11 protein-coding genes and 1 pseudogene are annotated in these 15,242 nt (G+C 71.6%); 4 read left to right on the top strand and 8 right to left on the bottom strand.

Annotated features, from left to right (window positions below; all coding sequences use genetic code 11):
• Window positions 1-32 precede the first annotated feature (32 nt).
• Window positions 33-875 (top strand): aminoglycoside phosphotransferase family protein, encoded by an 843-nt coding sequence (locus CHF15_RS11385; protein WP_089223606.1) that lies wholly within the window; start codon window positions 33-35, stop codon window positions 873-875.
• Window positions 876-893: 18 nt separating this feature from the next.
• Here the strand turns inward: CHF15_RS11385 and CHF15_RS11380 are convergent, their stop codons facing one another.
• The 8 genes from CHF15_RS11380 to CHF15_RS11345 all read right to left on the bottom strand — a co-directional run bounded on the left by CHF15_RS11380 (window position 894) and on the right by CHF15_RS11345 (window position 12,212).
• Window positions 894-1,289 carry a YciI family protein gene (locus tag CHF15_RS11380; RefSeq protein ID WP_089223605.1) on the bottom strand — a complete coding sequence of 132 codons (396 nt, stop codon included), beginning with the start codon at window positions 1,287-1,289 and terminating at the stop codon, window positions 894-896.
• 50 nt (window positions 1,290-1,339) lie between these two features.
• On the bottom strand, window positions 1,340-4,345 hold the full coding sequence (locus CHF15_RS11375) for a glycoside hydrolase family 2 TIM barrel-domain containing protein (protein ID WP_089223604.1): 3,006 nt from the start codon (window positions 4,343-4,345) through the stop codon (window positions 1,340-1,342).
• A 68-nt stretch (window positions 4,346-4,413) separates the two neighbouring features.
• A complete protein-coding gene (locus tag CHF15_RS11370) occupies window positions 4,414-7,143 on the bottom strand; it encodes a glycoside hydrolase family 38 N-terminal domain-containing protein (RefSeq protein WP_089223603.1) in 2,730 nt (909 codons plus the stop codon).
• Window positions 7,144-7,211: 68 nt separating this feature from the next.
• On the bottom strand, window positions 7,212-8,018 hold the full coding sequence (locus tag CHF15_RS11365; RefSeq protein WP_089223976.1) for a carbohydrate ABC transporter permease: 807 nt from the start codon (window positions 8,016-8,018) through the stop codon (window positions 7,212-7,214).
• Window positions 8,019-8,080: 62 nt separating this feature from the next.
• A complete protein-coding gene (locus tag CHF15_RS11360) occupies window positions 8,081-9,031 on the bottom strand; it encodes a carbohydrate ABC transporter permease (protein ID WP_089223602.1) in 951 nt (316 codons plus the stop codon).
• Between the two features lie 7 nt (window positions 9,032-9,038).
• On the bottom strand, window positions 9,039-10,376 hold the full coding sequence (locus tag CHF15_RS11355; RefSeq protein ID WP_089223601.1) for an ABC transporter substrate-binding protein: 1,338 nt from the start codon (window positions 10,374-10,376) through the stop codon (window positions 9,039-9,041).
• A 278-nt stretch (window positions 10,377-10,654) separates the two neighbouring features.
• On the bottom strand, window positions 10,655-11,659 hold the full coding sequence (locus tag CHF15_RS11350; protein WP_089223600.1) for a LacI family DNA-binding transcriptional regulator: 1,005 nt from the start codon (window positions 11,657-11,659) through the stop codon (window positions 10,655-10,657).
• 151 nt (window positions 11,660-11,810) lie between these two features.
• Window positions 11,811-12,212 (bottom strand): MarR family winged helix-turn-helix transcriptional regulator, encoded by a 402-nt coding sequence (locus tag CHF15_RS11345; protein WP_089223599.1) that lies wholly within the window; start codon window positions 12,210-12,212, stop codon window positions 11,811-11,813.
• Window positions 12,213-12,420: 208 nt separating this feature from the next.
• On the opposite strand from CHF15_RS11345, the gene CHF15_RS11340 reads away from it, so the two are divergent.
• The 3 genes and pseudogenes from CHF15_RS11340 to CHF15_RS11330 all read left to right on the top strand — a co-directional run.
• Window positions 12,421-13,191 carry a sigma factor-like helix-turn-helix DNA-binding protein gene (locus tag CHF15_RS11340; RefSeq protein ID WP_179279744.1) on the top strand — a complete coding sequence of 257 codons (771 nt, stop codon included), beginning with the start codon at window positions 12,421-12,423 and terminating at the stop codon, window positions 13,189-13,191.
• A gap of 202 nt (window positions 13,192-13,393) precedes the next feature.
• A complete protein-coding gene (gene tal, locus CHF15_RS11335; protein ID WP_089223597.1) occupies window positions 13,394-14,542 on the top strand; it encodes a transaldolase in 1,149 nt (382 codons plus the stop codon).
• Window positions 14,539-15,242, top strand: a pseudogene (locus CHF15_RS11330) (glucose-6-phosphate dehydrogenase); the annotation flags it as partial. The gene tal and the pseudogene CHF15_RS11330, both read left to right, overlap by 4 nt.

The raw sequence follows: 15,242 nt of genomic DNA, 5'->3' as shown, positions 1-15,242 counted from the left end.
ATGTGGTGTGCCCGACAACGAGGGAGGACGTCATGGAGCCGTCGCAACTCCGCCGCGCGGTCGAGGCGGCACGGTCGACCGCTTCGGAGCTGGGCCTGAAGGCCGACGACGTGGTCGTCGTCCACGACTCGGACCGCGTCGCGCTGCACCTCGTCCCCTGCGGTGTACTGGCCAGGGTCGCCCCCGCGGGGCATCTGGCCGATTCCGAGTTCGAAGTGGAGGTCGCCCGCCTCCTCGCCGGCGTCGACGCTCCCGTGGCCGAGCTCGACCCCAGGGTCGACCCCCGCGTCCATGTGCGTGACGCCTTCGCCGTCTCGCTCTGGACGTACTACGAACCCGTGGGATCGCCGATCGCGCCGGCCGACTACGCGGACGCGTTCCTGCGGCACCATGCCGCCCTGCGCCGGATCGACCTGGACGCACCGCATGTCACGGATCGAGTCGCCGTGGCGCTGGGAGAAGTCGGCGACGGGGAGCGGTCCCCCGAGCTGTCCGACGCCGACCGGGAGTTCCTCCGCGGCACACTGGCCCATCTGGGCGCGGCGGTCGGCATCGACAGGGCCGGCGAGCAGCTGCTGCACGGCGAGCCGCATCCGGGCAATCTCCTCAACACAAGGAGGGGCCCGCTGTTCGTGGACCTCGCCACGTGCTGCCGCGGTCCCGTCGAGTTCGATCTCGCCCACGCGCCCGAGGAAGTGGCAGAACACTACACGGGGGCCGACCACGAACTGATCCACCGGTGCCGCGCCCTGAACTGGGCGATGTTCTCGGCCTGGCGCTGGCGCCGGGACGACGGGATGCCCGACCGGGACCACTGGAGAGCGGAGGGGCTCCGCAGGGTTCGTGCCGCGCTCGACCGCTGCGGACCGGACTGAACCCGGGACGGGGGGCCTTCACGCCTGCCGCGCCGGGGTGCCGTCCGGTCGGCCCCCCTCCATGCCGAACGAGTCGTGGACGGGGCGCACCTCGACCGCCACGACGTGGAAGTCGACGACGCGTCCGGCGATCTCCAGCGCGCGCTCCGGGCTCGCGCAGTCGACCACGTAGTAGGCGGTCAGCTGCTCCGTCGCCCCCGCGAGCGGTCCGTCCTCCGTCGTCGTCCCGTCCCGGCGCAGCCGGATCGTCGTGGTGTCCCTGGGGAGGGCGAGTCCGGCGCCGTTCAGCAGCTCGCCGGTGCCCGCGAGATCCTTGTGCAGCTCGTCGTGCCGGCGGAACACCTCGGCGCGCTCCTCGGCGGTCATCGCCTCGGTCGCCGCGGGGTCGGCGTACATCAACACCATGTACTTCATGCCACCACCCTGGCAGAGGGCCGCTCACCGCGGCCCCCTGCCGGGGCACGTCAGCCCGCCGTGATCCGGAGCCTGATCGTCCGGGCCTGCGGGCGGAGGGCGAACTCCGGCCACACGTCGGGTCCGCACGCCCGGGAGCCGAGGCCGTGCTGGGCCGCGTCGACGAAGAGGTGGCTGGTCGCCGACCGGGGGAGCTCGAACGGGTGCGCCGCACGGGCGACCTGCTGCGGCGTGTGACGGCTGAGCGTGAAGCCGGGCAGGCGGCCCTGCACGTCCGGGACGGCCGCGAGGCGCAGCACTCCGGCGCCGCCACTGGTCAGCTCCAGCTCCCGCCACCGGGAGCGGTGCCCGGTCTCCTGGGGGCGCGCGTAGTCGACGCGGAGGTCGTCGACGCCGGCGGAGAACCGGCCGGTGCGCGCCGCGCGAAGGCTGTCGGGGTAGGACTCGTGCGGTCCGAGGCCGAACCACTCGGCCCCGTCGACCGCAGCGGCGCCGTCGGGGAGGTCGAAACGGACGCCGATGCGAGGCCACACCGTCGTCCAGCCGCCCGACGGCTCGATCTCCACGCGCAGTTCGAGCTGGTCCCCCTCCAGGGACCAGACCGTCTCCACGGTCACCGACGACGCGGAGTCGGCCGCGGAGACCCTGGCGACGGTCCGCAGGGCGTTCGCGGCGGTCTCCACCGACAACAGCCGCGAGGTCAGCCGGTCCAGGCCGTCGCGCCGCCACAGCTCGGCGTTGGAGACCCCGGGGACGTGGGCGTCGCTCTCCTCGGCCACCCCCGAGGTGCCCTCGTCGTTGTCGGTCGGGGCACGGAACAGCTCCAGGCGCGGGCCCGCCACGGCGCGCCCGGCGAGCCGTACGAGGGCCCCCTCGGTGAATTCGGCGATGCCGAGCGTCAGCGTCCCGTCGCTCCGCCGCCAGTCGGCCGGAAGCCGGACGGCGGGCACGGCGCGTCGGGTGGAGCGGTCCAGCTGGGCGGTCGCGACCACATGCCCCTCGGCCGCCCACGCGGTGCCGGTGGCCAGGACCGCGTCCACGGTGAGCCATGTCTCCGACTCCCCGGACACCGCGATCCGCGGCAGCGGCACCCGCGCCGACCCGCCGGCCGCGAGGACGGGCACCTCCAGCTCCCCGGCGTCCACGGGCCTCCCGTCGTGCTCGACGCGCCAGCGGAAGCGCAGGTCGGAGGTGTCCGCCGAGTGCCGCAGATTGGCGACCGTGACCGCGCCGCCGCTGTCGCCGGCGCCGTCGCCGTCTCCGTCGAAGGTGAAGCGGAGGGGCTGCACGACGGCCTTGAACTCGTGGAGACCGGGGGTCGGGACCCCGTCGCTGAGCACCATCCCGTCCATCACGAAGTTGCCGTCGTGCACGACCTCCCCGAAGTCGCCGCCGTACGCGTAGTAGGGCCTGCCGTCCGGTGCCGTCGCCCGGATGCCGTGGTCGCGCCACTCCCAGACGAACCCGCCGTGCAGGCGCGGGTGCCGGTGCACCAACTCCTCGTACTGGTCGAGGGCACCGGGCCCGTTGCCCATCGCGTGGGCGTACTCGCACAGCAGGAACGGCTTGGTGCGCTGCCGCGCGCCCTGCGAGGGGGTGCAGCCCTGCAGGGGAGCGCGCGAGCCGTCCGTCCCGATCTGCTCGGTCTCCGCCACGGACGCGTACATGCGCGAGTAGACGTCCGTGTACTCGCCGGTGTGGTCGCCCTCGTAGTGCACGGGGCGTCCCGCGTCGCGGGCGTGGACCCACGCCGACATCGCGGCGAGGTTGCCGCCCGTCCCCGCCTCGTTGCCGAGCGACCACATCACGACGCTGGGGTGGTTCTTGTCCCGTTCCACGGTGCGCCGGACGCGGTCCAGGTAGGCCTCGCGCCACGCCGGGTCGTCGCTGGGGTTGCCGGTCCAGGCGCCGTCCTTGTCGAAGCCGTGCGTCTCCAGGTCGCACTCGAGGACGACCCAGAACCCGAGTTCGTCGGCGAGGTCGAGCAGCCGCGGGTGCGGCGGGTAGTGGCTGGTGCGGATCGCGTTGACGTTGAACCGCTTCATCAGGGCCAGGTCCTCGCGCGCGTGCGCCTCGTCGAAGACACGGCCGCGCTCGGGGTGGGTCTCGTGGCGGTTCATCCCGTGGAAGACGACGCGGCGGCCGTTGACCAGGAAGCGGTCGCCGCGGATCTCGACGGTGCGGAAGCCCGTCCGCACGGTGACGGTCTCCGCGGCCGAGGCCACCGTGACCTCGTACAGTCGCGGGACCTCGGCCGACCAGGGCCGCACGCCCTCGACCTCGAACGGGGCCACCTGGGCGGGGGAGTCCCAGACCCGCTCGACGCCGAGCTCGGGGATGCGGAGGGTGACCGGGAAGGCCGCCGGCTCCGCGGTGACCTCCGGGTCGATCCGCCCGCGCCCGTCCTCGAACCCGGTGCGTAGCCAGACGTCCTCGATGCCTCCGGCCGGCCGCGCGATCAGGGTGACGTCGCGGAAGATGCCCGGCAGCCACCACTGGTCCTGGTCCTCGAGGTAGCTTGCCGCCGACCACTGGTGCACCCGCACCGCGACAAGGTTGTCGCCCGGCCGCAGGGACGAGGTGACGTCGAACTCGTGGGCGAGCCGGCTGCCGGAGGCGCTGCCGATCTCGTCGCCGTTCACCCAGACCTTGAACAGCGACTCGACCCCGTCGAACCGCAGCACGACCCGCTCGGCCCGCGTCCATTCGGCGGGCAGGTCGAAGTGGCGGCGGTAGTCGCCGGTGGGGTTCTCGTCCGGTACGTGGGGCGGGTCGATGGGGAACGGGTACCGGATGTTGGTGTAGATCGGCCGGCCGTGGGCCCCGTCGCCCTGGAGCACCCAGTGGGACGGCACCGGGATGGCGTCCCAGCCGTCGTCGTCGAATCCTTCGGCCGCGAAGTCCTCCGCCGCCGGCGCCGTGGGTGACAGCCGGAACCGCCAGTCCCCGTTGAGGGAGCGGGAGGGGGCGTCGGAGTGCAGCCACGAGCGCGCGGGGCGCAGCGCGCCACGCCCTGGGGTGGGGTCCGAAACATACGCGGAGAGCTGGGAGGGCAAGGGGTCACAACTCTTTCTTGGTAGCGGAGGGGGGATCCGGGGTGCGGTGGCGGTCGGGTCCGCGACCGCTACCGGAGCACGATCGTCCGGATCTCCCACGGGCCGAGGGCGAGCTCGAGGCCGCCCTCCGCGGGTTCGGTGGCCAGCGGCCGGCCGAGCAGGTCGACGGTGGACACCCGGGTGAAGGCGCCGGTGACGCGGGCCGTGGCGCCCGTGCCGCTCATCGCGACCAGCCGCACCTCGGTGCCTGCGCCGAGGTCGTCACCGGTGACGCGGCGGACGGCCGAGACGAACACGTCAGTGCCGTCGACCCGCACGCCGGCCGTGTCGGCGGGCAGCCGCCCCCCGGCGGGCGCGGTACCGCGGGTGACCAGCACGTCGTTGCGGAACTCCTCGGCCAGGGCGACCGCGTCCGCGTCCTGCCAGCCGGTCGCCGAGGGCACGATCGCGAAACGGTTCTCGATGCGCACCCCGAGGTCCTGCGCCCCCGGCGCGGGGATCTCGCTCGCCGCCGGCTCGTCGCGCAGCGGATGGATGTTGACGCTGATCGAGCCGATCGCGCGCAGCAGGGTGACGGCGAGTTCGGCGCCTTCGTCGGTGAGTTCGTACTCGGTGGCGTGGTCGAGCAGCACGGTGGCCGCCCCGGCCGAGACGAAGGTGCTCGCGGGGAAGGTCGGGATCGGGTACTCGCCCCAGCCGCCCTCGGCGGTGAGCCCGCGCTCGGTGACGGCGAGCTGCCCGGCCGACGCCGAGATGGCCGCCGGCCGGGGGAGCGGGACGTGGAAGCGCAGCCGGTGATCGGCGGCCTGGTTCAGGAACGAGGTCGCGACGCGCACGAACGGCTCGCCCGCGCGCAGTTCCACCAGGGTCTCGACCGGCGTCGGCACGGTCCGGGCGTCGCGTACGTCGCGGTCGGGGGAGAGCGCGGCGGGCCACGCGTACACACGGGTGATGCGCACCCTCGACCGCAGCGGGCCGTTCTCGACGAGCTCGACGGCGACCTCCGCCGGTTCCGATACGAGCAGATCGTGCGCCGGCGGGCCGTAGTTGTAGCTGTCGCCGCGATCCCCGCCGTCGACGAGACGGCCGACCCCGCGCAGCACGGTGCCGTCCGCCCCGGTGACCTCCAGGGTGCCGTCGGGGGCGATCACGACTTCGACCAGCCCGTTCGACAGCGCCCCGGCCGTCGCCGTCGCCGGCGCGAACGCCATGCCCGGCGCGGCCGCCCGCGCGGCCGGTGCCACCGTGAAGCTCGCGAGCCCGGAGGCGGGGACGGCGACCGGCACCAGCGCCGTCGCCCGTGCCTCCTCCAGCGTCAGCACCCGCCACTCGCCCGGGTGCGCGGCGGCCGCGGCGGCGACCTCGCGGCGCAGGATCAGCAGGTCGAACGGCCCGCTCGACGGCACCTCGGCGAGGTGGAAGACGAGCGACCTCGCGGTGAGTTCGTAGTGGTCGATCTGCCGGCCGAACAACTCCCGGCGGTGGATGCGGCGCAGGACGCGTTCGAGCTGCGTGGCGTCCATGCGCTCGTCGCTGAGCACGGTCGGCGCCTGCGCGACCAGCTGCACGGGGTGCTCCGAGCCGTCGGCCGCCGTCGCGACCAGCACGGACCCCTCGGGCGGGGCCATGACGTCGACCTCGACCAGCGTCGTGCGGGGGGTGGCCAGCGGGTTGGCGACGAGATGGCCGTCGGCCGGCACGCGGGCGGCCGGTCCGGCCAGCGCCGCGTCGCGGACGGCGCGCGCGGCGTGCGCGGCCTCGGCGAGCCGCGCCTCGACCTGGTCGGCGGTCTCGTCCGTGCCGGAGCCGACCACCGAGTCATGGGCGCTCGACTCGATGATCTTGTGCCAGGCGAGTGAGAGGAACGGCGAGTCGTCACGCGTGGACCACAGCGCGTTCATCCGCTCGGCATGGTCGACGGTGCGCTCGGCGACGGCCATCCGGCGCTTGAGCCCGCGCCGCACCGAGAGCACGCCCGGCAGGATGTTGCCGCGCACATGGCTGCGCAGTTCGCCGGTGACGACCGCCGGGACCTCGTCGCGCACGTGCTTGCGAATGTACTCGTCGAGCGTGGCGATGGTGATGGCGCGTTCCCCGCCCGAGGCCTGCCGCAGCCATTCGGCCAGCCGCGGGTCCGGTGCGTTGTGGTCGGTGCCCGCCATCGCGAGAACCGGGTCGCCGCCCCAGCGCCCGGCCGTCATCTCGGCGTACTCGCCCAGCGCGCGCCCGATCTGGTCGGGCACCAGCAGCACGTCGAGGCCGTTGTCGTAGCCGTCGAAGAGGAACTCGGTGCGCACCTCCGAGCCGTCGGGGGCACGCCAGCGGAATGCGTGGCCGTCGACGGAGCCGGGCACCCCGCGCCACAGCGCCGCGTGCTCGATGCCCGCGCGCGCCAGGATCTGCGGCATCTGGGCGACGTGGCCGAACATGTCCGGCAGGTAGCCGATGGGCATGGAGCCGCCCAGCTCGGCTGCGGCCGCCCACCCCATCTGCAGGTTGCGGACGATGGTCTCGCCCGAACAGAGGAACTCGTCGAGCAGGATCAGCCACGGCCCGATCGCGAGCCGGCCCTCGGTGACCAGGGCCGTGACGCGCTCGCGGTTCTCCGGCCGCATCTCCAGGTAGTCCTCGAGCGCGGCCATCTGCCCGTCGACGGTGAAGCGGAAGTCCGGGTTCGCCTCGGCCGTCTCCAGCACGGTGTCGAGGGCGGTGACGAGCCGGTGCCGGAAGACCTGGAAGGGCTCGTACCATTCCCGGTCCCAGTGGAAGTGGGGCACGAAGACGGCGGAATTGGGCATGGGAACGGGACCTTCTGTGCTGGTGGGGCGGCGGGGAAGGGGTGAACGGGAGAAGGGGGAGTGCGGGGCTAGCGGAGCGAGCCGGCGGCCAGTCCGGTGCGCCAGAACCGCTGGAGGAGGATGAACACCACGATCACGGGCAGGATCGAGACCAGCGAACCGGTGATCACCGACTCCTGCAGCAGCGGGGCACGGGCCGTCTGGCCGTTCCACTGGTAGAGGCCGAGCGTGATCGGGAAGAGCGACTCCTTCTGCAGCATCACCATCGGCAGGAAGAAGTTGTTCCAGATGGCGACGAACTGGAACAGGAAGATGGTCACCAGCGAGGGCGTCATCAGCTTGAACGCCACCGAGAAGAACGTCCGGAACTCCCCGGCACCGTCCAGCCGCGCCGACTCCAGGATCTCCTGCGGGACGGCGGACGCGGCGAAGATCCGGGCCAGGTAGACGCCGAACGGGCTGACGATGCTGGGCAGGAACACCGCGAGGTAGGTGTTGACGAGCCCGGTCGCCGAGAACAGCAGGAACAGCGGCAGCGCGAGCGCGGTGGTGGGAACGAGGATCCCGCCGAGGATGACGGAGAAGAGGAACTCCCGGCCCCGGAACCTGAACTTGGCGAGCGCGTAGCCGCACAGCGCCGAGATCAGGGTCCCGACGGCCGCGCCCAGTACCGCGTACAGCACGCTGTTCAGCGCCCAGCGCCCGAAGATGCCGTCGCTGCGGGTGAAGAGGGTGTCGAGGTTGCCGAACAGGTCGAAGTGCGAGAACGCCAGGCCGTTGGTGGAGGCGAGATCGCCCTGCGGCTTGGTCGCCGCGACGACCAGGAAGTACACCGGCAGCAGGAAGTAGACCGCCAGCAGGAGCATCAGCGCCATGGCGGCCGTGCGGCTGATCCGGTTCTCGCGGACGGGGGTCCGGGTGCTCGTGGTCCGGTCGCTCACAGTCCCGCCTTCTTCGAGGTCAGTCGCATGAACCCGAAGCTCAAGACGAAGGTGATGACGGCGATGACCACGGAGATCGCCGCCGCCTGCTGGTAGTTGTTCCCGGAGGCCACCGTGTACGCGAGCATGTTCGGGGTGAAGGTGCTCGAGATGTTCGAGGAGATCTGCCGCAGAACGGCCGGCTCGGCGTACAGCTGCAGCGTGCCGATGATGGAGAACACCGTGGTCAGGACGACCGACGGGGCGATGATCGGCACCTTGATCCGCCAGGCGATGGCCCAGTTGCTCGCGCCGTCGAGCTTGGCCGCCTCGTAGAGCTCCTGCGGGATCGACTGCAGGGCCGAGAACATGATCAGCATGTTGTAGCCGGTCCAGAGCCAGGTCGACACGTTCGCCGCCGACCACAGCACGGCGCCCGGACCGAGGAAGTCGGGCTGGAGGCCGAGGCCCTTGAGCGCGTCGACGACCGGGCTGAGCTGCGGCGAGTAGAGGTACGACCACATGATCGCGGCGATGACGCCGGGCACGGCGTACGGCATGAAGGCCGCGATGCGGAAGAACGACTTGAGCTTCAGCAGGGGGGTGTCGAGCAGCAGCGCCATCACCAGCGCGACGAAGAGCATCACCGGCACCTGTACGACGCCGAAGAGCCCGATACGCCCGATGCTGCCCCAGAACTCGGTGTTCTGGAAGACCTGCGTGTACTGCTCGAAGCCTCCGAAGGTGGTGTACGAGGTGCCGTACTGGCCGCCGGTGCGGCGCACGACGAGCAGGCTCTGCCAGAGCGCGTAGCCGATCGGCACCAGGTAGAAGAGGACGAACGGCAGGAAGAACGGGGTCACGAAGGCGGCGATGGTGCCCGCCCGGGGGCCGCCGCCGTTGTGACGGCGGCGGCGGCCCTCGGTGGTCGCCACCACGCGCGTCGCGCGGGTTGCGAGGTCGGTCATGCCGCGGTCACTCGCCCGCCGCGGCCGGGATCGCCTGGTCCTTCATGGACTTCAGCGCGGCGTCCTGGGCGGCCGTCAGCGCGTCGCCGACGGTGCCTTCACCGGCGGTCGCCTTGGCCATCGCGTCCTGCAGCGCCAGGTTCACCGTCTTCTGGGTCGGGCCCCAGGTGAAACCGGTGTCGATCTTCGTGGACGAGTCGGCGAAGACGTCGAAGATCTTCTCGTTGTTGTAGTACGGCACGCCCTGGGAGAGCGCGGGGAGCGCCAGACCGGCGGTGGCCGCCGGGTAGAGGCCGCCCAGCTTGTTCTCCAGCGCCAGGGCCTCCGGGTCGGTGTTCAGCCAGGTGTTGAACTTGACCGACTCGAAGGGGTGCTTGCCGCCCTTCATGAAGGCGACGGTGGAACCGCCCCAGTCACCGGACGCGGCGTTGGTACCCCAGGTCGGCATCGGCACGATGGACCATTTGCCGGCCTGCTTGGGCAGGTTGTCGCGGAACATGCTGTAGCCCCAGGCGGCGCCGACGTAGGTGGCGATCTGGTCCTTCTGGTACGCCGTGTACATCTGCGTCGAGCCGTGGGCGAGGTCGGTCCGCACCAGCTTGGCGTCGATCAGCTTCTGCCAGTAGTCGGCGACCTGCTTGCTCTGCTCGGACTCGACGGTGACGTGCCACTTGTCACCGGAGTAGGAGTACATCTCGGCGCTGTTCTGCCAGAGGAGGCCGTTGAACCACTCGGCGTTGTTCGGGTCGAAGAACGTCATGCTGAGGTTCGGGTCGGCCTTGTGCAGCTTCTGCGCCTCGGTCGCGTACTCGTCCCAGGTCTTGGGGATCTCCAGGCCGTGCTGCTTGAATATGTCGCTGCGCACGTACAGGGCCATCGGGCCGGTGTCCTGCGGCATGGCGAACACCCCGGTGCCGCCGAAGCTGGCCTGCGACCAGGTCCAGGGCACGAACGCGGACTTGGCGCCGGTGGCCGCCTTGCAGGCGGAGACGTCCGTGAAGGCGTCCTGGCTGCGCAGGTTGGGCAGTTCGTCGTAGCCGACCTGCGCGAGGTCCGGCGCCTTGCCCGCCTTGAGGGCGTTGCCGATGGTGCCGTACTGGTCGTTGGAGATGTTCTTCGTCTCGACCTGGATGTTCGGGTTCTTCTTGTTCCACAGCGCGACGACTTCGTCCATGCCGGGAACGGTGTTCCAGTACTGGAGGGTGACTTTGCCCTTCGCGGGCGCGCAGGAGTCTGCCGCTGCGCTGTTACCCGAAGGAGCCGGCGATGAGCATCCGGCGAGTACGGCGATGCTGGCTGCCGCGGCGACGGCGGCGAGGCGGATGCGCGTGACTGTGCTGCTCATGGTTTCCGTTCCGGAGGACGACTAGCGAGGTCGCTAGACGGGTCGACGTTGACACCTCAGGCGGGACGTGCTGCTGAGAAGGGACACAAGCGCAACGGGTTTCCGGCGCAAGCACCGAACGCCCGTCGCAAGTAGGGGCAAAACCGGTTGTTCTGGTCCCGTGAGCGTTCACGTGAGCGTTCACGTGAACGCTCACGGGGTGATTGAGAATTGTTCGGAAGTGTGCGCTCCGGTGCCTTCAAGTGTCAAGGGTTTGCGGCGCACACGAGTCCGGGAGGTTAAGCGGAACCGCCCAGCCGCAGTTGCGCCCGCACGACGAGGTCGTCGGCACCGAGCGGTTCCAGCCCGGTCAGCAGGCGTGCCACCTGGTCGATGGCGAGTGCGCCGAGGCGGCGTGTGTCGAGCGCGACGCTGGAGAGCGGGGGTTCGACGAGCGTGCCGAGCTGCAGGCCGTCGAAGCCGACCACGGCGAGGTCCTCGGGGACGCTCCTGCCCAGCCGGCGTGCCTCGCGCAGCGCGCCGATCGCGATGATGTCGTTGAAGGTGAAGACCGCGGTGACCTCGGGGTGCGTGCCGAGCAGCTTCCTGAGTGCCGTCCCCCCGCCGTCGGCCGACTGCGGGGCCCCGACCACCCTGTCCGCGGCGATCCCGTGGGCCGCCGCGGCCGTCGCGAACCACTCGCGCCGCACACTCGGCTCGGCGCGGCCGTCGTGGTCGAGCATGCCGATATGCCGGTGACCCGCGGCGACCAGGTGCGCGACCGCGGTGTGCACGCCCTCCTCGCCGTCGATGCGGATCGAACTGAACCGCCCGGTGTGGTGCTCACGGCCGATGAGCACCACCGGCAGTCCGCGGGTGAAGCGTTCGAGGTCCTGCTCGGAGCAGCTGAAGTAGCCGACCACCGCGTCCACTTGCGAGGCGATCACCTGAAGGGTGCCGAACTCCTCCTCGGCGCGGTCCGCGGTGTCGTAGACGACGACGTGCCAGCCGCGCGCCCGGGCCGCCTCCAGGGCGGCCGCGGCGACCTCGGTGAAGAAGGGGTTGAGCAGGTCGGGGATGACCAGCCCGATCGTGGTGGTGTCCTGCCGGACCAGGCCGCGCGCGAAGCGGCTCGGCCGGTAGCCGAGTTCACGGGCGGCGTCGAGGACACGCTGCTTGGTCGCGCCGTCGATCTCGTCCTTGTCGTTGAGCGCCCGCGACACGGTCTGCCGGGACACCCCGGCGGACCGGGCGACGTCATGGATCGTGACCCTCCGGGATTCCGTTCCCGACGACGACACCATCGCGCACCTCCCGATCGTCGCGGGTGCCGGCGCGCCCGCAGGGCCTGAGTATGCACGTCCGGGACACGGCGGCGCGAGATCAGGCCTCCGCGCGACGGTGCGGGCCGGTGCCCGTCGGCGCCTCCCTGACCTCGGGAAAGACGGCCGCGGGTCAGGTGGCCACGGCGCGCAGCGCCGCGCCGAGCGCGCGGAGGTCGAGACCCGCGAGGTGGTCCAGGAAGTGGCGGCGCATGGAGGCCAGGTGGGACGGCCAGGCCTCCTCCAGGCGGGTCAGTCCGGTGTCGGTGAGGACGGCGTTCCAGCCCCTGCCGTCCCGCACGCACTTGACCCGCCGGATGTACCCCTGGCCCTCCAGCCGGTGCACCACGCCCGTCATGCCGCTGAGCGACATCTCGCAGGCGGTGGCGAGGTCGCTCATCCGCAGCTGCCGGCGCGGAGCCTCCGAGAGGTTCATCAGCGCCTGGTACTCGATCAGGGGCAGCCGCTGCTCACGGGACAAGTCGGCGTCCAGCGCGCGGGGCAGGGCGTAGATGACGCGGCTGAGGGACCGCATCAGGTCTTCTTCGTCTGCATTGAGTGGATATGTGGGTTCCGGGGTGGATTCCGGGCGGTGTGCGGCGTCGGGCATGCCCCTCACTTTACTTGCTTCGCGAAGGATATATATTTGCTGCGCGAAGCAAGTAGCGCCGAACCGCGTGGTGCGGCGACCCCTGCCCGCATCGCCGGACCGACTCCGCAAGCCATCCCGGAAAGAGACGCACATGCCTCAGTCGCTGACGAACGCCCAGCCCACCGCCGCAATCCGGTACGCGGGACCAGGCCCGGGCGGTGGCCGGCACCGGGGTCGGCGCGCCGACGGCGAGCCGTACGGGCGGGGGAGCGGTACGGACCCCGGCAGCGGCCGGCACCGCAGGACCGTCCGCACCCCGCAGGCCCGGCAGGCCCTCGACGGACCGCTGACGTCCGGTGGTGACGACTCCCTCGGGTGCGCGGCCCGCTTCGAGCGTGATGTGCTCACCCACCTGGACCCCCTGTACCGGGCCGCGTCGGGCGTCACGGGCGACCCGGCCGAGGCGGAGGAACTCGTGCTGGAGGTCTTCACCCGGGCCCACGCCGCGTTCCCGCGGCTCCTCGACGGCGTCGACCACAGGGCCTGGCTCTACGACCTGCTGGCCACCGCGTTCATCGGCCCCCACCCCGACGTGTGCGTGCTGCCGCCGGAGTCCGGGGTCCCGCACGGGGTGCGCGCCCTGGCGCTGGACGACTTCGTGCTGCTGCCCGAGGCGGACGTCCGGGCCGCGCTCCTCGCGCTGCCGAAGGAGCAGCGGTTCGCCGTGTACCTCGCGTCGGTCGAAGGTTTCGAATACGAGGACATAGCCGACATCATGGACGTCCCTCCCTCGATCGCGGCGTACTGGCTGTACGACGCGCGACTGCGGCTGTGGGCGGCCGAAGGTCCGCGTACGGGGGTGTCCGAGGAGGAGCACCTCTCCGGCGGCCTCGTCGGTGCCGGGCAGGCCGGCCGCGGATGACGAGCCGCCGTGCGGGGCGGTGTTGCCAAGCGCGGGCGGGCCCGCCCGCCACCCGCGCGATGTGTGATCTTCGCCGCTTCGTCACGATCCCGTGGCTCGGACGGTCATCCCTGCCGGGACACCCCGCGACCTGCGGAAATCGGGTTCCGGCGGCCGGGAATCGTTTGGGGCCCGTCGCGGTTGATGCGAGCGCAGAAGGAAGATGATCACAGTGAACGAAGAAGCAACCGCAACCGCGGAACCGTTGCAGCGACTTGCCGCCGAGGGAGTCTCGGTCTGGCTCGACGACCTGTCACGCAGACGCATCGCCTCCGGCGACCTGGCCCGGCTTGTCACGTCGGGACGTGTGGTGGGCGTCACCACGAACCCGTCCATCTTCCGGGCCGCCATCGGCTCGGGGGAGGACTACCGGGAGGAACTCGCCGGCCTGGCCGCGCGCGGCGTCACCCCGGACGAAGCCGTCCGCACGATGACCGCCGCCGACGTCCGTGCCGCGGCCGACGTCCTGCGACCGGTGTACGAGGCGACCGGCGGACGCGACGGCCGGGTCTCGATCGAGGTCGACCCGCGCCTCGCCCACCGCACGGAGGCGACCGTCGCCGAGGCCGTGCGGCTCGCCCGGCTCGTCGACCGCCCCAACGCGATGATCAAGATCCCGGCGACCACGGAGGGCCTGCCGGCCATCACGGAGGTCACCGCTCTCGGCATCAGCGTGAACGTGACGCTGATCTTCTCCCTGGACCGCCACCGCGAGGTCATGGAGGCCTACCTGGCCGGCCTGGAGAAGGCCCGCGCGGCCGGGATCGACCTGTCCACCGTGCACTCCGTCGCCTCCTTCTTCGTCTCCCGCGTCGACACGGAGGTCGACCGGCGGCTGACGGAACTGGGCACGGACGAGGCCGCGGCGCTGAAGGGCAGGGCCGCGCTCGCCAACGCCCGGCTGGCGTACCGGGCGCAGCGGGAGTTCTTCACCGGCGGCCGCTGGGCCGCGCTCGCCGCGGCCGGCGCCCACGAGCAGCGTCCGCTGTGGGCCTCCACCGGAGTGAAGGACCCCGCGTACCGCGACACGCTGTACGTCGAGGAACTCGTCGCGCCGGGAACGGTCAACACCGTGCCCGAGGCGACCCTCGACGCCGTCGCCGACCACGGCCGCGTCGACGGCGACACCGTCACCGGCCACTACGACCGGGCCGGCGCCGACCTGGCGGCCCTGGAACGGCTGGGAATCCCCTACGACGCGGTCGTCCGGCAACTGGAGGACGAGGGCGTGGCGAAGTTCGAGGCGGCCTGGGCCGAACTGCTGCAGGCCGTCGCAACCGCACTGAACGGCAAGGGAGCCGAAGCGCGATGAGCAAGGACACGACCGGACCCGGCACCCCGTGGTCCAACCCCCTGCGCGACCCGTCCGACCGGCGGCTCCCGCGCATCGCGGGGCCGTCCGGACTGGTGATCTTCGGTGTGACGGGCGACCTGTCCCGCAAGAAGCTGATGCCGGCCGTCTACGACCTGGCCAACCGCGGCCTGCTGCCGCCGGGCTTCTCACTCGTCGGCTTCGCCCGCCGCGACTGGGCCGACCAGGACTTCGCGCAGGTCGTGCACGACTCGGTGCGGGAGTACGCCCGTACGCCGTTCCGCGAGGAGGTCTGGCAGCAGCTCGCCGAGGGCATGCGCTTCATCCCCGGCGACTTCGACGACGACGTGGCGTTCAAGCAACTGGCCGTCACCGTGGACGAGCTGGACGCGGCCCGGGGGACCAGCGGCAACTACGCCTTCTACCTCTCCGTGCCGCCGAAGTTCTTCCCCAAGGTCGTCCGGCAGCTGAAGAAGCACGGCCTCGCCGACGCCCCCGAGGGCTCCTGGCGACGGGCCGTCATCGAGAAGCCCTTCGGCCACGACCTGGCCAGCGCCCGTGAACTGAACGCGCTCGTCCACGAGGTGTTCGCCCCGGAGCAGGTGTTCCGGATCGACCACTACCTGGGCAAGGAGACGGTCCAGAACATCCTGGCGCTGCGCTTCGCCAACACGATGTTCGAGCCGCTGTGGAACCGCTC

Source organism: Actinacidiphila glaucinigra (assembly GCF_900188405.1).
Taxonomy (GTDB): Bacteria; Actinomycetota; Actinomycetes; order Streptomycetales; family Streptomycetaceae; genus Actinacidiphila; species Actinacidiphila glaucinigra.
This window is presented reverse-complemented; position numbering and strand designations above follow the sequence as displayed.